The 22,041-nt window shown below is 65.2% G+C and carries 16 protein-coding genes; 6 read left to right on the forward strand and 10 right to left on the reverse strand.

All coding sequences use genetic code 11. The features are described from left to right. Positions 1–63 precede the first annotated feature (63 nt). The 4 genes from glgX (at position 64) to treY (ending at position 9,392) form a co-directional block, all read left to right on the forward strand. Positions 64–2,277: a glycogen debranching protein GlgX gene (gene glgX, locus F6X42_RS29250; RefSeq protein WP_187637526.1), complete on the forward strand. Its 2,214-nt coding sequence runs from the start codon at positions 64–66 to the stop codon at positions 2,275–2,277. 145 nt (positions 2,278–2,422) lie between these two features. Then, positions 2,423–4,327 carry a malto-oligosyltrehalose trehalohydrolase gene (gene treZ, locus F6X42_RS29255; RefSeq protein WP_187637527.1) on the forward strand — a complete coding sequence of 635 codons (1,905 nt, stop codon included), beginning with the start codon at positions 2,423–2,425 and terminating at the stop codon, positions 4,325–4,327. After that, positions 4,324–6,528: a 4-alpha-glucanotransferase gene (gene malQ / locus F6X42_RS29260; RefSeq protein ID WP_187637528.1), complete on the forward strand. Its 2,205-nt coding sequence runs from the start codon at positions 4,324–4,326 to the stop codon at positions 6,526–6,528. The genes treZ and malQ overlap by 4 nt, the downstream gene beginning before the upstream one ends. Further along, complete coding sequence (gene treY / locus F6X42_RS29265; protein ID WP_187637529.1) at positions 6,525–9,392, forward strand: malto-oligosyltrehalose synthase; 2,868 nt, start codon at positions 6,525–6,527, stop codon at positions 9,390–9,392. Before malQ ends, treY begins: the two co-directional genes overlap by 4 nt. Before the next feature lie 39 nt (positions 9,393–9,431). Here the strand turns inward: treY and F6X42_RS29270 are convergent, their stop codons facing one another. Together F6X42_RS29270 and F6X42_RS29275 are read right to left on the reverse strand one after the other, a co-directional pair. Further along, complete coding sequence (locus F6X42_RS29270) at positions 9,432–10,775, reverse strand: hemolysin family protein (protein ID WP_187637530.1); 1,344 nt, start codon at positions 10,773–10,775, stop codon at positions 9,432–9,434. Between the two features lie 91 nt (positions 10,776–10,866). Beyond that, positions 10,867–11,688 (reverse strand): sensor histidine kinase, encoded by an 822-nt coding sequence (locus F6X42_RS29275; protein WP_187637531.1) that lies wholly within the window; start codon positions 11,686–11,688, stop codon positions 10,867–10,869. A 202-nt stretch (positions 11,689–11,890) separates the two neighbouring features. Here F6X42_RS29275 and F6X42_RS29280 point away from each other — a divergent pair, with 202 nt between their 5' ends. Beyond that, positions 11,891–12,232 (forward strand): FKBP-type peptidyl-prolyl cis-trans isomerase, encoded by a 342-nt coding sequence (locus F6X42_RS29280; RefSeq protein ID WP_187637532.1) that lies wholly within the window; start codon positions 11,891–11,893, stop codon positions 12,230–12,232. 19 nt (positions 12,233–12,251) lie between these two features. Continuing rightward, positions 12,252–13,040, forward strand: coding sequence for a helix-turn-helix transcriptional regulator (locus tag F6X42_RS29285; RefSeq protein WP_187637533.1), 789 nt, complete (start codon positions 12,252–12,254; stop codon positions 13,038–13,040). 200 nt (positions 13,041–13,240) lie between these two features. On the opposite strand, the gene purF is transcribed toward F6X42_RS29285, so the two are convergent. The 8 genes from purF to trpB all read right to left on the reverse strand — a co-directional run bounded on the left by purF (position 13,241) and on the right by trpB (position 22,014). Next, positions 13,241–14,791 carry an amidophosphoribosyltransferase gene (gene purF, locus F6X42_RS29290; protein WP_187637534.1) on the reverse strand — a complete coding sequence of 517 codons (1,551 nt, stop codon included), beginning with the start codon at positions 14,789–14,791 and terminating at the stop codon, positions 13,241–13,243. A gap of 89 nt (positions 14,792–14,880) precedes the next feature. After that, positions 14,881–15,432 carry a CvpA family protein gene (locus F6X42_RS29295; RefSeq protein WP_187637535.1) on the reverse strand — a complete coding sequence of 184 codons (552 nt, stop codon included), beginning with the start codon at positions 15,430–15,432 and terminating at the stop codon, positions 14,881–14,883. A 7-nt stretch (positions 15,433–15,439) separates the two neighbouring features. Beyond that, entirely contained in the window at positions 15,440–16,393 is a 954-nt protein-coding gene (locus tag F6X42_RS29300) for an SPOR domain-containing protein (RefSeq protein ID WP_187637536.1), read from the reverse strand. Between the two features lie 29 nt (positions 16,394–16,422). Beyond that, a complete protein-coding gene (folC, locus tag F6X42_RS29305; RefSeq protein ID WP_187637537.1) occupies positions 16,423–17,733 on the reverse strand; it encodes a bifunctional tetrahydrofolate synthase/dihydrofolate synthase in 1,311 nt (436 codons plus the stop codon). 320 nt (positions 17,734–18,053) lie between these two features. Next, complete coding sequence (gene accD / locus F6X42_RS29310; protein WP_187637538.1) at positions 18,054–18,926, reverse strand: acetyl-CoA carboxylase, carboxyltransferase subunit beta; 873 nt, start codon at positions 18,924–18,926, stop codon at positions 18,054–18,056. Between the two features lie 78 nt (positions 18,927–19,004). Then, a complete protein-coding gene (gene trpA / locus F6X42_RS29315) occupies positions 19,005–19,817 on the reverse strand; it encodes a tryptophan synthase subunit alpha (protein ID WP_187637539.1) in 813 nt (270 codons plus the stop codon). Positions 19,818–19,896: 79 nt separating this feature from the next. Further along, complete coding sequence (locus F6X42_RS29320; protein WP_187637540.1) at positions 19,897–20,811, reverse strand: DNA-methyltransferase; 915 nt, start codon at positions 20,809–20,811, stop codon at positions 19,897–19,899. A gap of 9 nt (positions 20,812–20,820) precedes the next feature. Next, positions 20,821–22,014 (reverse strand): tryptophan synthase subunit beta, encoded by a 1,194-nt coding sequence (trpB, locus tag F6X42_RS29325; protein ID WP_187637541.1) that lies wholly within the window; start codon positions 22,012–22,014, stop codon positions 20,821–20,823. Positions 22,015–22,041 lie beyond the last annotated feature (27 nt).

Genomic DNA, 22,041 nt, shown 5'->3' on the forward strand with positions numbered 1-22,041 from the left:
GTTGCATGAAGGCCCAGGCAGATCCGGGCTCTAGCTCGACAAACAGAACAGGAAAGGCAAATCATGTCGCATGCGTTGCCCGAGCGGTTGCTGCCTGGCTCGCCGTATCCGCTCGGCGCGAGCTGGGACGGGCTGGGCGTCAACTTCGCAGTGTTCTCGGCGAACGCACAGAAAATCGAGCTATGCCTGTTCGATTCCACCGGCCGTAAGGAAATCCGCCGCTTCGCCATGCCCGAATGCACCGACGAGATCTGGCACGGCTATCTGCCGAACGCGCATCCGGGCACCGCATACGGCTTTCGCGCGCACGGACCGTATCAGCCGCATTTCGGGCATCGCTTCAATCCGCACAAGCTGCTGCTCGATCCGTATGCACGCAAGCTCGTCGGACAATTTCGCTGGTCCGACGCGCTGTTCGGCTATCGCGTGCATTCGAATCGCGCGGACCTTTCGATCGACCGACGCGATTCCGCGCCCGCGATGCCCAAGTGCGTGGTGATCGACGAGGCGTTCGACTCGTCGCACGACAAGCGTCCCGACGTGCCGTGGGGCGAAACCGTGATCTACGAAACGCACGTGCGCGGCGCGTCGATGCTGCGTGCCGATCTGCGCCAGCACGAGCGCGGCACGTTCGCGGCCCTCACGGCGCCGGAGTTCATCGAGCATCTACTGAAGCTCGGCGTGACCGCGGTCGAGCTGCTGCCCGTGCACGCGTTCGTGAATGACCGCTTCCTGGTGGAGCGCGGCCTGCGCAACTACTGGGGCTACAACACCGCCGCGTTCTTCGCGCCGGAGCCGACCTATCTGAGCACGCACCGGCTCGACGAACTGCGCATCGCCGTGCGCCAGCTGCACGCGGCCGGCATCGAAGTGATTCTCGACGTGGTCTACAACCACACCTGCGAAAGCAACGAGATGGGGCCGACCATTTCATGGCGCGGCCTCGACAACGCCAGCTACTACCGGCTGATTCCCGGCGACGAGCGTCACCATATCAACGACACGGGCTGTGGCAACACGGTCAATCTGCCGCATCCGCGCGTGATGCAGATGGTGATGGATTCGCTGCGCTACTGGTCGACCGCGTTCAATATCGACGGCTTCCGTTTCGATCTCGGCGTGACGCTCGGGCGCGAAAGCCATGGCTTCGACCCGGGCTCGGGCCTGTTCGACGCGTTGCGCCAGGACCCGGTGCTGTCCCAGCGCAAGCTGATTTCCGAGCCGTGGGACATCGGTCCCGGCGGCTATCAGCTCGGCAATCATCCACCGGGCTTCAGCGAATGGAACGACCGTTTCCGTGACACGGTGCGACGTTTCTGGCGCGGCGACGCCGGCCTGCGGCCCGACCTTGCCGCGCGCCTGACCGGCTCGGCGGATCTGTTCAACCGGCGGCATCGCAAGCCGTGGGCGTCGTTGAACTTCGTCACGTCACATGACGGCTTCACATTGGCCGATGTCACCGCGTACGAACAAAAACACAACGAGGCCAACCAGGAGGACAACAACGACGGCCACAACGAGAATTGCAGCCGCAACTGGGGCGTCGAAGGCATCACCGACGACCCGGCGATCCTCGCGACCCGCCGTCGCGTGTCGCGCTCGCTGATCGCGACACTGATGATCGCGCTCGGCACGCCGATGCTGCTCGCCGGCGACGAAGCGCTGCGCACGCAGCGCGGCAACAACAATGCGTACTGTCAGGATAACGATATATCGTGGATCGACTGGGATCTCACGGATTCGCCGGAAGGCCAGCGCATGACCGAGTTCGTCGCGCGCGTGATCGCGTTGCGCAAGCGCCATCCGCTGCTGCGCGAAACGCGCTTTTTGTTCGGCGACCGCGAAGTGCTGCCCGGCCTGTTCGACGTCGGCTGGTTCGACGAACACGGTGATCCGCTGACGATCGAAGCGTGGCAGGACCCGGAGGGACGCGCGTTCACGTTGCGTCGCGCGGGTCCGGGCCTGAATGGCGAAACCGAAGTATTGTTACTGATGCTCAACGCTCACGAGGAGCCGCTGCAGTTCGCTCCACCGGCACCGCACCTGGAATGGCATGTGCTGTTAGACACGGCGGTTCCGGAACGCGCGCCGCAGCGGCTCGCAACGGCCGAACTCGAGGTGGCCGCGTACGGCCTCGTGATCCTCGCCGCGCAGCCGACCGGCGAAGCGGATTGGCAAGCCGGCTGGAAAGCTGGCGCGCAGCACGGGCCACGGCTGTTGACCGCGCTGCCGCCCGATCCGGGCACGCAGACACCGGACGGCGATGGTTCGCAATGAACGACGCGCCGCGGCGGCCCAGCTGGAGCGAGGACAACTCACAACGCAGCCGGGGTGGCAAGAATGTTGCGACGCGATGCTTGCCTGCGTCGCGTCGCAACACTCTTGCCATCCCGGCTCGATCGCAGATTCGAATGGTGAAGACATGTCTGAAAGTCCGATTGATCCTCACGCGCATCATCACGCGCATTGCCTGCCGTTCAGCGCGCAGTTGATCGGCGCGACCAGCATCCGACCGCGCACGCGGTTCCGTTTTTGGGCACCGTCGTGCAAAAGCGTGCAGGTGGTCATCGAAAACGGCCACGCGCAAGGCGCGCACGACATGACGCCGACCGGCAACGGCTGGTTCGAGACCACCGTGGAGTGTGGCGCGGGCACGATGTATCGCATCCAGCTCGATAGCGGGCAGCTGGTGCCAGATCCGGCCTCGCGGTTCCAGCCGCAGGACGTGCACGGCCCGAGCGAAGTCATCGATCCGCGCACCTATCATTGGCAATACACGGCCTGGCACGGCCGGCCTTGGGAAGAAACGGTGCTGTACGAACTGCACGTCGGTGCGATGGGCGGCTACGCGGGCGTGCAAAAGCGTTTGCCCCAATTCGCCGCGCTCGGCGTCACCGCCATCGAGCTGATGCCGTTGAATGACTTTTCCGGTCGTCACAACTGGGGCTACGACGGCGTGCTGCCGTACGCGCCCGACTCCGCGTACGGCCGCCCCGAAGAGCTGAAAGCGCTGATCGATGCCGCGCACGGTCTGGGCCTGATGGTATTTCTCGACGTCGTTTACAACCACTTCGGACCGGACGGCAATTATCTGCATACTTATGCGGAGCCGTTTTTCCGCGCAGGCGTGAACACGCCGTGGGGCCCCGCGATCGACTTCGAGCGCAGCGAAGTCAGCGACTTCTTCACCGACAACGCGGTCTACTGGATCAACGAATACCGCTTCGACGGCCTGCGCTTCGATGCGGTGCATGCGATCGACAATCCCGCGTGGCTGCGCGAGCTATCGGACCATATCCGCGCGCGCGTGCAGCATGGCCGCCACGTGCATCTGGTGCTCGAAAACGAGCACAACAGCGCGAGCCTGCTCGACGCGCATTTCGACGCGCAATGGAACGACGACGCGCACAACACGCTGCACGTGCTGCTGACCGGCGAAACGGAAGGCTATTACCACGCGTATGCAAACGAACCGATTCGCCGGCTCGCGCGGGTGTTGTCCGAAGGCTTCGCGTATCAGGGCGAGCCGTCGCCGCTGCACGACGGTGCGCCGCGCGGCGAAGCGAGCGCGCATCTGCCGCCCACGTCGTTCGTGATGTTTCTGCAGAACCACGATCAGGTAGGCAACCGTGCGTTCGGCGAACGTCTGCGCAAGCTGACCTCGGATGATGCGTTGCGCGCCGCGACGGCGTTACTGTTGCTGTCGCCGCAAATTCCGCTGCTGTTCATGGACGAAGAACATGGCTCGACGCAACCGTTCCTGTATTTCACCGATTACACCGGCGATCTCGCCGACGCCGTGCGCGAAGGACGGCGCCGCGAATTCGCGCGCTTCGTCGCGTTCAGCGACGAAAAGCGCCGCGCACAGATTCCCGATCCGAACGACGCCGAGACCTTCACCGCCTCGTCGCCACCCGCGCCCGATGCGACCCCGACCCCGGATCGGCTCGACTGGATGCATTTCTACAAGTCCGCGCTCGCGGTGCGCGCGAAGCTGATTACGCCGCGCCTGAAAGATACGAAGGCGTCCGGCGCGACCGTGCTGTGCGATGCCGGTGGCGGCGATGCGAACGCGCTGATCGCGCGCTGGAAACTCGGCGATGGCGAGACGCTGTCGATCGCGTTGAATCTGGCGCAACAGAGCGTCGCGTTCGACGACATCCCCGCCGGCAAAATCATTTTCGAAACCCCGCCACGTGCGCGCGAGCAAACCGACGCGCGGGTGTTGCCCGCTCATGCGTGCATCGCGTGGCTGACCGGCGACATCAACGAATTCGCGAGCCGCCACGATGCGCGCATCGCGTCGCACGAGGAGCAGCGCGCGTGACGACCCGACGCCCCAACGACAGGCTCGCCGCGCTCGCCACCCGCGCAGGCTTCGAGGTGGAGTGGCAGGACGCGCATCACAATACGCAGCGTGTGCCTGAAAAGACACTTGGCACGCTGCTCGAACGCCTGGGGCTGCCATGCGGCAACGCCACCGAGATCCGCCATAGCGCCGCTGCTTTGGAAGCCGAACTATCGGGCCGCAGGCTACCGCCGCTGATGACCGCGGTGATCGGCCGTGGCATCGCGCTGCCCGCGGCCGCGGTCAAGTCGGACAGCCATTACCGGATCGAGCTGGAGAGCGGCGCTATCATCGATGGCCGCTTCACCGCGCCGAAGGGCGAGGAAGCGCTGCTCGCGCCGATCGACGAAGCGGGCTATCACACGCTGGTGATCAACGATCAGCGCATGACGCTCGCGGTCGCGCCGCCGCGCTGCTACACCGTCGCCGACGCGTGGCGCACGCTGCATGGCGGCGAAGGCGCAGGCGAACCCGAAGCCGCGTCGCCCGCGCCGCCACTGTGGGGCATCGCCGCGCAGCTGTATGGCTTGCGCCGCATCGGTGACGGCGGCATCGGCGATTACACGGCGCTCGCGCAGCTTGCGCGGCACGGCGCGCAGCGCGGCGCGCACGCGCTCGCCGTCAGTCCGACGCACGCGATGTTCAGCGCGCAGCCTGAGCGCTTCAGCCCGTACGCGCCGTCGTCGCGTTTGTGGCTCAACGTCACGCATATCGATCCGACCGCGGTATTCGGCGCCGACGCCTCTGCGTGCGCATCGGCGCAGGCCCGCGACGCATGGTCGAAGTACGAGGAGCTGCCGCTGATCGATTGGCCCCACGCGACACCGCTGAAGCTCGCGGTATTGCGCGCGCTGTACGAGCAGTTCAATGCGAACGAGCGCCCACAGCACTCGCCCCGCGCGCTCGAATTTCACGGCTTCTGCGAACGCGCGGGGCGCGCGCTCGAAGATCACGCGCGCTTCGAAGCCCTGCAGGCCGCGCAGCTCGCGCAAGGCGGCGACGGCCATTGGCGCAACTGGCCCGATGCGTTGCGCGATCCACGCAGCCCCGAAGTCGAGGCGTTCGCCGCCGCGCATCGCGACGAGGTCGACTTCCATCTGTTCCTGCAGTGGCTGGCCTCGCGCGGCCTGTTGCACGCGCAGCACACCGCGCGCGAAGCGGGCATGGCGATCGGCCTGATCGCCGATCTCGCGGTGGGTTGCGACAGCGCCGGCAGTCACGCATGGTCCTATCCGAACGACATGCTGCGGGGCGTGTCGGTCGGCGCGCCGCCCGACCTCTTCAACCAGGCCGGCCAGTCGTGGGGGCTCACGACATTCTCGCCGCGCGCGATGCGCACGCAAGGCTTCGCCGCGTTCATCGACATGCTGCGCGCGGCGTTCGCCCATGCCGGCGGGATTCGCATCGATCACATTCTCGGCTTGCGGCGTTTGTGGCTCGTGCCCGAAGGCGAAAGCGCGCGCAATGGCGCGTATCTGCGCTATCCGCTCGAAGACCTGCTGCGGCTGATCGCGCTCGAATCGTGGCGGCATCGCGCGATCGTGATCGGCGAGGATCTCGGCACCGTGCCGCCCGGTTTTCGCGAGCGGCTCGACGAGCATGGCATCGACGGGATTCGCGTGCTGTGGTTCGAAGGCGCACCCGACGGCAACGGCTTCAAGGCGCCGACCGATTGGGACCGCTACGCGGTCGGCACGACGACCACGCACGATCTGCCGACCATCGCCGGCTGGTGGCGCGGCAGCGACATCATGTGGCGCAACCGCATCGGCCAGACGATGGCGCGCGCCGACGGGCGCGACCCCGAGGAAGCGGCGCTCGAAGAGCGCGCGCAACAGCGCGCCGACTTGTGGCGCGCGTTCCAGCAAGCGGGCGTGGCCGCACCCGACGTCGCGCCGCCGGACGCCGACAACGCGCCGGTCGACGAAGCGCTCGCGTTCGTCGCCGCGACGCCCGGGCCGCTCGTCACGTTCCCGCTCGAAGACTTGCTCGGGCTGGCCGAGCAGCCGAACGTGCCGGGCTCGATCGACGAACATCCGAACTGGCGCCGCCGCATGGCGCAGCCCGTCGACGCGATATTCGACGACCCCGTGTTCACCGACCGCCTGCTGGCCGTCGACGGCGCGCGCCGCGCCGCCGCGCCTTCATCCCACCCTTCCGCGGAGCCTGACACGCCATGACCGTTCCACGCTCCACGCTGCGCCTCCAGTTCCATCGAGGCTTCACGTTCGACGACGCCGCGCAGCACGTCGAATACTTCGCCGCGCTCGGCATCAGCCATCTGTACGCGTCGCCGATCACGACGGCCGAGCCCGGCTCGATGCACGGCTACGACACCGTCGACTACACCCAGGTCAACGACGAATACGGCGGCGAGGCGGGCCTGAAGCGCCTCGGCGACAAGCTGCGCGCGCACGACATGGGGCTCATCGTCGACATCGTGCCGAATCATATGGGCATCGGCGGTTCGAGCAATGCGTGGTGGCTCGACATCCTCGAATGGGGCCGCCACAGCGCGTATGCGCGTCATTTCGACGTCGACTGGCATTCGCCCGATCCCGCGCTGCGCGGCAAGGTGCTGCTGCCGACGCTCGGCGCGTCGTACGGCGAAGAACTGGCGGCCGCCCGCATCGGACTGCATTTCGCGGCCGACAGCGGACGCTTTTATATCGGTTACGGTCCGCACGTGTTCCCGGTCTGCCCGGTCGATTACGCGGCGATCCTGCAAGGCGCCGACCGCGCCGACCTGAGCGCGCTCGCCAATCGCTTTCAGGGACTCACGACACAGCCCGCCGATCAGCCGCGCGCCGCCGAGGCGCGCGACGCGCTGCGCGAGTTCGTCGAGCGCGAGGGCGAGTCGTCGATCGAGTTCGTGCTGGAGACTTACGCGCCCGAAGAGCCGGTCACGCGCGACCGGCTGCATCGGCTGATCGAGCGGCAGCATTTCCGGCTCGCGTGGTGGCGCACCGCCTCCGACGAAGTGAACTGGCGGCGCTTCTTCGACATCTCGACGCTCGCCGCGGTGCGCGTCGAGCGGCCCGAGGTGTTCGAGGCGGTGCATGCGCTGATCTTTCGCCTCTATCGCGAGGGGCTCGTCGACGGCTTGCGGATCGATCACATCGACGGGCTCGCCGAGCCGCGCGAATACTGCCAGCGTTTGCGCCAACGGCTCACCGAGTTGCGCGACACCGCGCCGTACATGGTGGTCGAAAAGATTCTCGGCCGCGGCGAGCCGTTGCGCGACGACTGGCCCGTCGACGGCACGACCGGCTACGACTTCATGAGCGACGTCGGCGCGCTGCTGCACGATCCGGCCGGCGCTGAACCGCTCGCGCACACGTGGGCCGAGCTCACCGGCCGCAGCGCGAACTTCGCCGATGAAGCGCACGCCGCGCGCCGCAAGATTCTGGCGGAAAACCTGTCCGCGGAACTGGACCGCGCGGCGCGCGCACTGCATCGCATCGCACGCGATTCGCTGAGCACGCGCGACTTCACGTACACGACGCTGCGCCGGGTGCTGGTCGAACTGGTCGTGCATTTCCCCGTGTACCGCATGTATCCGCAGGGCGGCCTGCGCAGCGCCGCCGACAACGTCTATTTCGAGCAGGCGCTCGACGGCGCGCGCGCTTCGCTGCCGCGCTCGGACCATGCGGCGCTCGAGCGCGTGAACGCGTGGCTCGGCGGCAGCGCCGAAGATGCGCCGCCCGCGCGGCCCGGCGCGCAGTCGCAGCAGCAGGCGCAAGGCGGTGCGCCGCCGTCGCATGCGGTTTCGTCGCGACGCAGCGCGCAAACGCTGTTTTCGCAGCTGAGCGCACCGCTCGCCGCCAAGGCGATCGAGGACACCGCGTGCTATCGCTACGGCCGTCTGCTGTCGCGCAACGAAGTCGGCTCCGACCCGGCCGAGTTCGCGCTGTCGGTCGAGCAGTTTCACGCGGGCAACCTCGAGCGTGCGCAACGTTTTCCGCATGCCATGCTCGCGACGGCCACGCACGATCACAAGCGCGGCGAAGACGTGCGCGCACGGCTCGCGGTGCTCAGCGAGATCGCCGACGAGTGGGGTGCAAGGTTGCGCGCATGGTCGACGTTGAACGCGCCGCAGCGTCGCGCGCTCGACGGCACGCCGATCAGCAGCGTGAGTCAGGACAAGAGCGACGCCTGGGCTCCCGGCCCCGCCGCCGAGGCGAGGCTGTATCAGACACTGGTGGGCTGCTGGCCGCCGACGCTGAACGCCGACGACCAAGCCGGCGTCAAGGAGCTGGCTGAGCGCGTCGCGCAATGGCAGTTGAAGGCGCTGCGCGAGGCGAAGCTGCAAACCAGCTGGCTCACACCCGACGAAGCCTACGAAGCCGGCTGCCGGGAGTTCCTGTTCGACATCCTCGCGCCGCAACGGCGCGACGGCTTTCTGAAGGAGCTATCGGCGTTCGTCGAGCGCATCGGGCGCGCCGGCGCGCTCAACAGTCTGCAGCAGACGCTGTTGCGTCTGGCGTCGCCTGGGATCCCCGATCTTTATCAAGGCACCGAGCTGTGGGACTTCAGCCTCGTCGATCCGGACAATCGGCGGCCCGTCGATTTCGCCAAACGCGAGGCGTGGCTGCCGCAATCGCAAACGCCGCCGTCGGAATTTCTCGCGGACTGGCGCAACGGCCGCGTGAAGCTCGCGGTGATCCAGCGCGTGCTGGCGTTGCGCGCACATCTGCCGGAGCTGCTGAGTCAGGGCACGTATCTGCCGCTGACGGTGCGCGGCGCGCATGCGTCGAGTGTGATCGCGTTTGCGCGGCGCCATGGCAATGCGTGGGCCGTGGTGATTGCGAGCCGGTTGGCGGCGGGGTTGCTTGGCCCTGACAGCGATCTGCCGCTCGTCGAGCCGGCGCGATGGGCGGATACGGCCATCGACATGCCGTCCGACCTGTCGGCGCGCGCGCTATTCGACTGGCTGAGCCCCGCCGCGCCGAAAGTCGACGATCATGGCCTGCTGTATCTGCGCGACGCGCTCGCCGCGATGCCGGTCGCGGTGCTGGTGGAGGATGGGGTGCCTCGAAGCTGAGGCGGCCAGAAAGGTTGAGGCTTCGGGATGGCTCGGGCCTCAACCGCCCTCGTCGTCGAACACTTTCGGATACACGCGCACGAGCACGATGCGCGGCCCTTTCATCTTCTTGACCACGACGTCGAAGTCTTCGAATTCGACGCGCTGCCCTTCGGCCGGCAGATCGTTGAGCGCTTGGATGACGAGACCGCCGACCGATTCGGCCTTGCCTTCGTCGATGTCGATGCCCAGCGCGCGTTCGAGCGACACCACCGGCAAGCTGCCCTTGCCCATCAGCGTGCCGTCGTCCATGCGCGTCCAGTCGGCGTCGCCCTGACGGAACTCGTCGTGGATCTGTCCGACCAGCGCGCCGAGCAGGTTGTCGAGCGTCAGGAAACCGATCGGCTTCGCGTTCTTGTGGCCGACCAGCGCGAAGTGCGGCGCGCCCTTGCGAAAGCGCCGGAACAGTTCGAGCGCCGGCATGTCCGGCTTCACGCACTGCACGGGCCGCACGTAGCGCGACAGGTCATCGAGGGTGCTGCCCGCCTGGCGCGCGAGCAGCAGGTCCTTCAGGTGGATCATGCCGGCCACCCGCTCGCCCGATGCATCCTCGAACAGCGGATAGCGGCTGAAGCGATGGCGCGCGACCACCTGCATGTTGTCGCGCAGCGGCAGATCGCGCCGCAGCCCGACCATTTCATGCGACGGCCGCATCAAATCCGATACGGTCATGCGCGAGAAGTCGAGCGAGTGCGCGATCGTGTTCCATTCGTCCTGGCTGTACGCGCCGGTCGATGAACCGAGTTCGCTCGCGACGCTCGCGCGGCGGCCGCGCAGGATCAGCTTCAGTTCGTCGGTCGAGTAATGCGAATCGTGACCGTGCTCGCCATCGAGCCCCGCGGCCTTCAGCACCATGTTCGCACTGGTGTTGAGCAGCCAGATGGCCGGGTACATGGCCCAATAGAAACCGTACAGCGGCATCGCGGCCCACAGCGAAATCTTCTCCGCTTCGCGGATCGCGAGCGACTTCGGCGCGAGTTCGCCGACCACGATATGCAGGAACGAAATGCAGGAAAACGCGAAGAACAGCGAAATGCCGTGGATCAGGCTCTCGGACTCGACGCCGATCACGGTGAAAAGCGGCCTCAGCAGTTGCGCGAACGCCGGTTCGCCGATCCAGCCGAGCCCGAGCGACGCGAGCGTGATGCCGAGCTGACACGCCGACAGATAGGCGTCGAGCTGCCCGTGGACCTTCGCGAGCAGACGTCCGCGCATGCCATGCTGGGTGGCGAGGCTGTGCACGCGGGTCTGCCGCAGTTTGACCAGACCGAATTCGGCGGCGACGAAAAAGCCGTTGAGGGCAACCAGAAACAATGCACCGATAAGGGCGACAACCTGGATCAAAGCGACGGGCTCCGGCAACAAGAGTTGTCAGTATAGAGGCTGAAAGCTCGATGAAATATCGGTCGCGAGCTAACGCATTCGCTCGCAGCGCCTATTTCGGCGCCGCCGCGCTCAACGGCACGCGCAGCATGAGCGTGGCAGGGGTCGCGGTGACGCTGTCCACTGCCTTCGCATCGCTTTGCTCGAAGCTGCCGCCATGCGCCTCCGCGACGCGTTTGCACAACGCGAACACCCACGCGATGCGCTTCGCCTCGCGCGGCTCGCAGGCCTGCTTGCGCGCGAACGCTTCGAGCAGGTGCGGCAGCGCGGCGTCGTTCAATGCCGCGTCGTTCGGCTCGTAAGTCACGCTCGCATGCCATGTGCCGTTGTCCACGCGCGTGGCCAGTGCAACCTCGGCGCCACGCGCGCTCGCCTCGGCGGCGAACGTCAGCATCAGCCACAGCGCGGCGGCGAGGCGAGCGCGGTCGCCGTTCAGTTGCTCGGTGGCGAGCTGGGAATCGAGCCGCACCTCGACGCCGCGCGCGCGGGCGAGGCCGGCGCGGACTTCCTCGACGGTTTCGTCGAGCAGCGGATGCAGCGGAAATGGTTCATACGTGAGCGCGAGCGATTTCGTTTCGGCGCGCGTCGCATCGACGATCGTTTCGAGCAGCTTCACCTGCTGCTCGACGCCGCTGCGAATGCCGGTGATCGCACGCTGCGAGTTGGGATCGTTCGCGTCGAGCTTGCGCTCGAGCACGTACGCCCAGCTATGAATTGCATTCAACGGCCCGCGCAGGTCGTGGGACACCAGCGACAGCACATGATCGCGCATGAACAACGCGGTTTCCGCTCGCAGGAACGCGCTGCGTTCGGAGATGACGAAGCCGGCCGACGCCGGCTGGGCGCCAGCAGTCCCGGTGGGTGACGTAGTCACGATCGAGTCCTCTCAGGCAAAGCCGGTGATGGAAGCAAGCCTCATTATAGGCATCCCGTCGGGGCCGACCAGTCCGGCCGAACGACGAGGCGCGCCGCAATCCGCATGCCATACGGCAAACCGACGACACCGGGCAAGACTCGGCGATCGGCGTCAACGCGCCTACAATGTCGGTTTTAAGTTTTGATCTGAGGAGCAACGCATGTCGACTGTGACGACCGAATCCGGCCTGAAATACGAAGACCTCGTGGAAGGCACCGGCGCCGAAGCCGTGGCCGGTAAGAGCGTGACCGTGCACTACACGGGCTGGCTGACCGACGGCCAGAAGTTCGATTCGAGCAAGGACCGCAATGACCCGTTCGCGTTCGTGCTGGGTGGCGGCATGGTCATCAAGGGCTGGGACGAAGGCGTGCAAGGCATGAAGGTCGGCGGCAAGCGCAAGCTGACCATTCCGCCGCAACTCGGCTACGGCGTGCGCGGCGCGGGCGGCGTGATTCCGCCGAACGCCACGCTCGTGTTCGAAGTCGAACTGCTCGAAGTCTGAGTTACATCCTGCTGATGTCATGAGCCACGCCGCCGTCACCGCCCCTAACGTTTCGCTGCGCTGCTTTGGCGCGATCGAAGCGTCGGACGTACACGACTTCCACCAGGTCGTGCTCGGGCTCGACGGCGCGATGGTGATGGCGGTGGACGGCGTCGCGCAGCAGATCGACGCCGGCTCCGCATGGCTGATACCGGCCGGCGCGCGGCACGATTACGCGGGCGTCGGCGCGAACCGCCAGCTCGTGCTCGATTTGCCGGCGACGTCGCTGGCGGTACCCGAGCGGCTGTTCTCACGCGCGCGGGCCGTGGCCGTCGATGCATCGCTCGCACAGCTTGTGCACGTGATTGCCGCGCATGCGGCGGACGGCGTGGACCAGGCGCCTGGCCATGCCTCTGATAACCGCCGCTTCCATTGGGATGCCGCGGCACGCCTAGGCGCCGCACTTGTCGCCGATTCCGGCGCACTTGCCGGTGCGCAAGCCGATGGCGTTCGTCTCGATTTCGCGCGCATCGACCGCTGGCTGCGCGCGCATCTGTCCGAGCCGCTGAAGATTGCCGACCTCGCCGCGCACTGCGGCTTCGGCATGCGGCGTTTTCACCAACTGTTTATCGATGCGTTCGGCGAGACGCCGCATCGCTATTTGCAGCGGCTGCGGCTCGACACGTCGATCACGCTGCTTGCGGACCCGCGTCTTTCGTTGACCGATATCGCGCTCGACATCGGCTTCGGCGACCAGAGCGCTTACACGCACGCATTCACGCGACGTTTTGGGCTGGCGCCCGGGAAGTGGCGCGCGTTGCGGCACTGAGGGCGCCGGAGGCTTCTGATCGAAGCGGCCCGGGTTCCGTGACCACTTCGGTGGCTACATCACGCAGCAACGAAAAAGCCCGCTTTTGCGTCGGCATAAGCGGGCTTCATGTGCGCGGAGGCTGGAGCCTGGGCGGACGAGCGTGGCTTTGCGCCCTTCGCTTTAGCTGTTTCGGGTTGCTCGCCGCGCGGTGTGTGCGCTCAACCCACCGACAATTGCAGATGCAGCTGCGAACGCGCCGGGCCGCCACCGTCGATCGCTTCGCTCGCGGCATCGCGATCCGATTGCGACGACGGCGCGAGACGCGCGCTTTCGATGCGGTCGAGGTACTCGGTCGTGATGTCACCGGTCACGTAGTTGCCGTCGAAGCACGACGCCTCGAACTCCTTCAGCGCCGGGTTGATATCGCGCACCGCCTGCTTCAGCGCATCGACGTCCTGATACACGAGGTGATCCGCGCCGATCATGCGCGCGACTTCCTCGTCCGAGCGGCCGTGCGCGACCAGTTCGCCGCGCGTCGGCATATCGATGCCGTAGACGTTCGGGAATTTCACCGGCGGCGCCGCCGACGCGAAAATCACCTTGTTCGCGCCCGCATCGCGCGCCATCTGCACGATTTCATGCGACGTCGTGCCGCGCACGATCGAGTCGTCGACGATCAGCACGTTCTTGCCCTTGAACTCGATGTTCATCGCGTTCAGCTTCTGGCGCACCGACTTCTTGCGCACCGCCTGACCCGGCATGATGAAGGTCCGGCCCACGTAGCGGTTCTTGAAGAAGCCCTCGCGATATTCGACGCCGAGCTTCTTCGCGACCTGCATCGCGGCCGGGCGCGACGAATCGGGAATCGGCATCACCACGTCGATCGCGACATCGGGCAGCTCGCGCCTGATCTTCTCGGCGAGGTAGTCGCCCATGCGCAGACGCACGTTGTAGACCGGCACGCCGTCGAGTACCGAATCCGGACGCGCCAGATACACGAGTTCGAAGATGCAGGGGTTCAGGCTCGTGGTTGTCGCGCACTGCTGCGAATGCAGTTGGCCTTCGGCGTCGATGAAAATCGCCTCGCCCGGCCGCACGTCGCGCACGAATTCGAAACCGATGCCTTCGATCGCCACTGATTCCGACGCCAGCATCCACTCGACGCCCACTGCCGTTTCGTGCTTGCCGAGACACAGCGGACGGATGCCGAACGGGTCGCGGAAACCGAGCAGGCCGTAGCCGGCGATCAACGAAACGATCGCGTACGAGCCGCGCACCCGCCGATGCACGCCCGACACCGCCTTGAACACCGCGGCCGGATCGAGCTGCAGACCCGAACTCGACAGTTGCAGCTCGTGCGCGAGCACGTTGAGCAGCACTTCGGTATCGGAATTGGTGTTCACGTGGCGGCGATCGATGCGGAACATCTCATCTTTCAACTGCTGCCAGTTGGTCAGGTTGCCGTTGTGCGCGAGGATGATGCCGAACGGCGCGTTCACGTAGAACGGCTGCGCTTCTTCTTCGCTGGACGCCGAACCGGCGGTGGGGTAACGGACCTGACCGATGCCCGTCGTGCCAGGCAGGCTGCGCATGTTGCGCGTGCGGAACACGTCGCGCACCATGCCGTTGGCCTTGTGCATGTGGAAATTGCTGCCGTTCGCCGTGGCGATGCCGGCGGCGTCCTGACCGCGATGCTGCAGCAGCAGCAGGCTGTCATAGATCAGCTGGTTGACCGGAGAGTGGGAAACTACGCCTACGATGCCGCACATGGCATGTCCTTCAAAGGTACGAAATTCGTGATGGCGACCGGTGCCTGCGACCGCGCCCGCGCTTTAATGCGACGGGACGCGCTGCGACGTCAAGGCAGCCGGTATGCGCCGGAGTCCTGTTGCGCATTGCTCGGGGCATGCGAATCGTCCACATGGACGTAAGCGGCGAGCGCCTCGGGGAGCAGCGGTTTCATTGCGCGGACGCCCGCAACCGCATACGGACGAAGCAGCGCGTTGCGCCAGAATTCCTCTTTGGGCAGTTCGGTCAAGCCTGCGAGGGCGACCAGAATCAGCACCAGAACGACCCCGCGCACGAGGCCGAACATCAAACCGAGCGAGCGGTCCGCACCGCCCAATCCCGTGACCTGCATAAGGCGGCTAAGCAGCGCGCTCACCACGCTCGTGACCAGCACCACGCCGATCACCACGAGCGAGAAAGCGAGCAGCCACTGCGTCAACGCACCGCCCGGCCACGTGGACGGGATATACGGGACCACGTAGCCCACGAACTCGCAAGCGATCAAAAACGCCGCGACCCAGCCGATCAAACCAAACACTTCCGACAGCAAACCGCGCCAGGCACCTCGCAGCGCCGACAAACCGATCACCGCCATTACAGCGTAGTCGAAGGCAGTGAACATCGCTCGCTTACTGTGCGTTGCCGCTGTTAGACCCCGACACGAGGCCTGCCTCGCGGACCTTTGCGACAGCGGCGGTGGCCGCGGCGCGGTCGGCGAACGGCCCGGCGCGCAGCAATGTCAGCGTCGAACCGTCGGCTTGCTTCCTATGCTCGATATATGTGGGTACGCCCGCCGCTTTCAACTTGGCGGCCCAATTGCGCGCGTTCGCTTCGTTGGCGAAGGCGCCGAGCTGCACCGCGAAACGGTTGCCCGGTGGCGAGGCCGGCGCGCCGGAATTCGCGTTGGCGCTGGTCGCGGCCGTATTCGTGTCGTCGTCGGTCGACGCCGACGGGGTCGCGGCGGCTGGCTTCGTCTGTTTGGTCGAGGCAGTGGGCGCGGTGTTGGCCGCGAGCGACTGGGTTGCCGGCTTCGTGGCGGATTTCGGCGTCGCGGCGCCAAGGGTGCCGTTTGCAGGGGACGGGGTCGTCGCCTGTTTCGCTGCGGTGGATTGAGTGGACTGCGTTGGCTTCGCGGCGGACGCCGAGGCCGCCGCCGTAGTCGCCGGGGGCGTTGCCGGCGCGAGGCTGGACGCGGCGACGCCCGTGTCGGCGGCCGACGGATTGTCCGGCGCGACGTCGGCTTGCACGTCTTCGTTGGCGGTGGATTTGGCGAGTCTCGGCGTGGGCCGGCTCGGAATGTCGATGGAGATGTCGTCGGTGACAGGCTTGGGGTGCGAATCCAGCACCATCGGCAGGATGATCACCGCCGCGACGACCAGTGCGATCGCGCCGACGAGCCGGCGCCGCGCGCGCTGCTTTTCGGGCAGCGTGGGGTCGAGCAGCATTGCATCTGCATCGACGTTGCGCTCGGTGCGGCGGGTGCGCCGCTCGACGCGCTCACCCCGGGCAGGCCGATTGGAACTGCTGTTTGCGCCACGCCGGCTGGGCGCGTCGTCTTTCTTGCCGAACGAGAAAATTCCCATGAATCGCTTGGTTCGAGCCTGGCGCCCGCTCAGTGTTGCTGCGATTTCCGGTAGGCCATCACGCCCGCTACCGTATAGAAACTGCCGAAAACGACAATTCTATCATTCTCTGACGCACGTTTTAGCGCGTCCTGGAAAGCCTGTGCCGGTGTCGGGTAACGCGTGACGCTGCTGTCGGCGCTGTCTTCCACACCCAGCTCGCGCAAAACGGTTTCCAGCTCTTGCGCGGACGCGGCGCGCGGAGTCGGTAGATCGGTCACGCACCAGTGATCGATCTCGCCTTTCAGATGATTGAGCACGCCGGCGATGTCCTTGTCGCGCATCGCGCCGAACACCGCGTACGTGTATGGGAAAAAGCCCATATTGCCGAGATTCTGCCCGAGCACCGCGGCTGCATGCGGGTTGTGGCCGACATCGAGCACGACGGACGGCTTGCCCGGCAGCACCTGGAAACGGCCCGGCAGGTCCACGTTGGCGATGCCGAGCCGGATGTCCTGCGCCGACACCGGCAGACGATCGCGCAATGCTTCAAGCCCGGCCAGCGCCGCCGACGTGTTGATCAGCTGATTCGCGCCGCGCAGCGACGGATAGGCGAGCGCCGAGCGCCGCAGCGTTGGGCCGACATAGCTCCACTGCTGGCGCTCGCTGCCGGCCTGGCCTTCGTAACGGAAATCGCGGCCGAATAGCCACAATTGCGCGTCGATCTTTTCCGCATGATCGATCAGCGATTGCGGTGGCACGGGGTCCGCACAGATTGCAGGCTTGCCGGGGCGGAAAATGCCGGCTTTTTCAAACGCGATTTTTTCGCGCGTGTCGCCGAGATAGTCGGTGTGATCAATATCGATGCTCGTGATGATCGCGCAATCGGTATCGAGGATATTGACCGCGTCGAGACGGCCGCCGAGGCCGACTTCGAAAATCACCGCGTCGAGGCCGCGCGACGCGAACAGGCTCATGATCGCGAGCGTCGTGAATTCGAAGTAAGTCAGCGTAACCGGTTTCGCGAGGCTCAGGCGCGCGGCTTCGACGGCTTCGAAGTGCGGCAGCAGATCCGCGTCGCTTGCCATTGCGCCGTTGATGCGCGCGCGCTCGTTGAACGACAGCAGATGCGGCGACGTATGGCAGCCGACCGTGTAGCCCGCGCGCAGCAGGATCGCTTCGATAATCGCGCAGGTCGAGCCTTTGCCATTCGTACCGCCGACCGTGATGATCGGGCAGGCGAACGACAGCCGCATCGCATCGCGCACCTGGGAGATGCGGCCCAAACCCATGTCGATGCCGACCGGATGCGCGGATTCAAGGTGCGTGAGCCACGCGTCGAGGGTGGGGAATGTCGTCATCGGGTGAATCTTGAGTGAGTCGCGGTGGTTCGGTTCTGCCGTGCTGCACGTGGTGCCAGCCTGGCAAGCGGTTGCGGTTGCGGACCGTCCGACAGTTGGTCGGCAGCCGTCGCGCGGTTTATGCGCACAAACCCGCACCTTGAGCCGCACCTGCTTCGGTTTCGACTGCCGCCGCATCGCAGGCGACCGTAATTATCCCGGAAATGACAGCGCGCCGCTTGATTGCTCACGCGGCGCGCTATTTTTTGATTGCTTGTTTGGCCGCCACCGCGCGTTCGACACGGCGGTGAAACAGCGGCGAAGGCGGTGCTGCCCGGCTTTTATGCGACCGCGTCCGCCGGCTGATGGCTCAGCAGTGCCAGCAATTGCGCGATCTCTTCGCGCAGCTTGCGACGATCGACGATCATGTCGATCGCGCCCTTCTGCAGCAGGAACTCGGCGCGCTGGAAGCCTTCCGGCAGCTTCTCGCGCACGGTCTGTTCGATCACGCGCGGACCGGCAAAGCCGATCAGCGCCTTCGGCTCGGCGATCACGACGTCACCGAGGAACGCGAAACTCGCGGACACGCCGCCCATCGTCGGGTCGGTCAGCACCGAGATGAACGGCAGCTTGGCTTCGGCCAGCTTCGTCAGCATCGCGGTGGTCTTCGCCATCTGCATCAGCGACAACAGGCTTTCCTGCATCCGCGCGCCGCCCGATGCGGTAAAGCAGATGAACGGCACTTTCTGTTCGAGCGCGTTCTGCGCGCCGCGCGCGAAACGCTCGCCGACCACCGAACCCATCGAACCGCCCATGAACGAGAACTCGAAGTTCGCGACGACGACCGGCAGCGTGTGAATCGCGCCGCCCATCACGACCATTGCGTCGGTCTCGTCGGTGTCGTCCATCGCCTCTTTCAGGCGCTCGGGATACTTGCGGCTGTCTTTGAACTTCAGCGCGTCGACCGGAACGATTTCCTGGCCGATTTCGTAGCGGCCTTCCGGATCGAGCAGGCCGTCGAGCCGCTCACGCGCGCCGATGCGCATGTGATGGTCGCACTTGGGGCAAACATGCAGATTGGCCTCGACGTCGTTGCGATACAGCACGGCTTCACACGACGGACACTTGATCCACAGGCCTTCCGGAATTCCCTTGCGGTTTTTCGGGTCGGTTTGTTTGATTTTTGGCGGCAGCAGCTTATCGAGCCAGCTCATATTGAATCCTTCTGGGTCAGCAGTCGCGCGAACGGCGGGACGAGCCCGCCGCTCACGTTACCGCGACAAAAATAACTGTTATCGGGCAGTCGCGACGCTATCGAGCGCCTCGCGCACTTCGGCAACGAAACGCGTGAGCGTCTCTGCAGCCGCGTCGGGCGCTGCCTGTTCGAGCAATTGAACGATACGGCTGCCGATCACGACGGCATCGGCCACCTCGCCCACCGCCCGCGCGGTTTGCGCGTCGCGAATGCCGAAACCGACGCCCACCGGCAGGGGGACGCGCGACTTGATCGCCGGGATTTTACTCGCGATGCTGGAAACGTCCAGATTTGCGGCGCCGGTGACCCCTTTCAGCGACACATAGTAGACGTAGCCGCTGGCGATCCTGCCGACTTCGGCGATACGTTCTTCGGTCGAAGTCGGTGCGAGCAGAAAGATCGGATCGATACCGGCAGATTGCATCTGTCCGGCGAAGTCAGCGCATTCCTCAGGCGGATAATCGACGACCAATACGCCATCGACACCGGCTTCCTTCGCGGCTTTAGCGAAGGCCTCGGCGCCCATCCTCTCGATCGGATTCGCATAGCCCATCAGGACGACCGGTGTAGTGTCGTCGGTTTCGCGGAAGCGTTTGACGTCGGCCAGCACATGGCGCAGCGACACGCCTTTCGCGAGCGCGCGCTCGGACGACTGCTGGATCACCGGACCGTCGGCCATCGGGTCCGAAAACGGCACGCCAAGTTCGATCACATCCGCGCCGCCGGCGGCGAGCGCATGCATGAATTCGACCGTACGAGCCGGGTCCGGGTCGCCAGCGGTCATGAACGGAATCAAGCCTTTCTTACCTTGGGCGGACAGCGCGGCAAACGTGTTCTTGATACGGGACATGGAAGTATTCTCGAATTAGGGCTGCTGCGCACTCATCTCAGCGCGCGTTTCAGCGAAATAGCTGCGCTTTTCGCGCTTTTCACTGCATTTCGGTCGACGACTGCACTTTCGGCTTAGCTCGGGTCCGACGCGGCGCAGCAGGCGTAGCGGCGGCGCTGACGCGCTCGCGCGCTATCGCGCAATAGCTCTCGTTGATCTCATAGCCGACGAATTCGCGCTGGTGACGGACGCAAGCGACTGCGGTGGTGCCGCTGCCCATGAACGGGTCGAGCACGCGGCCGCCCTTCGGACAGCTAGACAGCACCATCCGCTCGACGATTTCCAGAGGTTTCTGCGTCGGGTGCGCGACGCGCTCGGAATGTTGCCGATGCAGACGCGAGACCGACCAGACATCCTTCGGATTATAGCCAAGCTCCAACCACTTGCTTCCTTCAAACAACTTACGCGAACGCGCCTTCTTCGTGACTGCATCGTACGGGATGCGGACGGGGTCCAGATCGAAGAAATAGTCCTTCGACACCGCGAAAAAGCCGATGTTATCGTGCACCGACGTGAAGCGGCGCGTGGTGCCGCCCATACTCGGCACGCGCCGGTCCCAGATGATCTCGTTGACCATCGTAAGTTTCGTCTTCAGGAAACTGAAGATTTCCGGCGCGTACTGCCACGTGCAGAAAATATAGAGCGAACCGGTCGGCTTGAGCTTCGGTACAGCGAGCTCAAGCCAACCGCGCGTCCAGACGAGAAATTCCTCGCCGGTGCGCATGTCCGAGTCGTTGCCATAGTCCTTCCCCAGCCCATAAGGCGGATCACAGACGATCAGGTCGATCGACCCGTCGGGAATGTTCGCTATATCGGTCAGAAAATCGCGGTTCAATAGCTGGATATCGGCCGGCACCTGCGCCAGCAGCGGTGCAGATGCCGCGGCCGCCGGTACCTCGGCGGCCGGATTCGCGGTTTCAATCGCCGGCTGCGGCTCGTCGAACTCGTCGCGCATCGTCCCGGCTCAGAACTGAATACCCGATCGCTCGGCGACCGTGTGCATGTCCTTGTCGCCGCGGCCCGACAGGTTGACCAGCAGAATCTTGTCTTTCGACAAGCTCGGCGCGAGCTTCGTAGCGTAAGCGAGCGCGTGGCTCGACTCCAACGCAGGGATAATGCCCTCGATGTGGCAGCAATCGTGGAACGCCTTTAGCGCCTCTTCGTCAGTGATGCCGACATATTGCGCACGATTGCTCTCTTTTAGCCACGCGTGCTCGGGCCCGACACCCGGATAGTCCAGACCTGCCGACACCGAGTGCGTTTCGATGATCTGCCCGTCTTCATCCTGCAATAGATACGTACGGTTGCCGTGCAAGACACCGGGACTACCGCCGATCAGCGATGCCGCGTGACGACCGGTTTCGATGCCGTCGCCGGCGGCTTCCACGCCGATCAACTGCACCGAACTATCTTCGATGTACGGATAAAAGATACCCATCGCATTCGAACCACCGCCGACACATGCAATCACGGCATCCGGCTGGCGACCGGCGAGTTCGGGCATCTGCACGCGGCATTCGTCGCCGATCACACGCTGGAAGTCTCGCACCATCATCGGATACGGATGCGGACCCGCAACCGTGCCGATGATGTAGAAGGTGTTTTCAACGTTGGTGACCCAGTCGCGCATCGCTTCGTTCAGCGCGTCCTTCAGCGTGCGCGAACCCGATTCGACCGGCACGACCGTCGCGCCGAGCAGTTTCATGCGGTACACGTTGGCGGCCTGGCGGCGCACGTCCTCGACGCCCATGTAGACCACGCACTCCATACCGAAGCGCGCACAGATCGTCGCCGTGGCCACGCCGTGCTGACCGGCACCGGTTTCGGCGATCACGCGCGGCTTGCCCATGCGCCTGGCGAGCAACGCCTGGCCGATCACATTGTTGATCTTGTGCGCGCCGGTGTGATTCAAATCTTCACGCTTCAGATAGACCTGCGCGCCACCTAGCAATTCGCTCCAGCGCTTCGCGTGATAAATCGGGGACGGGCGACCGACGAAATACTTCAGTTCGCGCTCGTACTCGGCGATGAATTCCGGGTCTTTCTGAGATTTCTCGTACGCTTCACGCAGCTCGTCGAGCGCGGAAAACAGCGTTTCAGCGACGAAGACGCCGCCAAACTGGCCAAAGTGGCCTCTTTCGTCAGGCAAGTTGTACATGTGATCACTCTTCTCAGGATGGCTCGC

The sequence above is a fragment of the Paraburkholderia podalyriae genome (assembly GCF_014397785.1).
GTDB classification, from domain to species: Bacteria; Pseudomonadota; Gammaproteobacteria; order Burkholderiales; family Burkholderiaceae; genus Paraburkholderia; species Paraburkholderia podalyriae.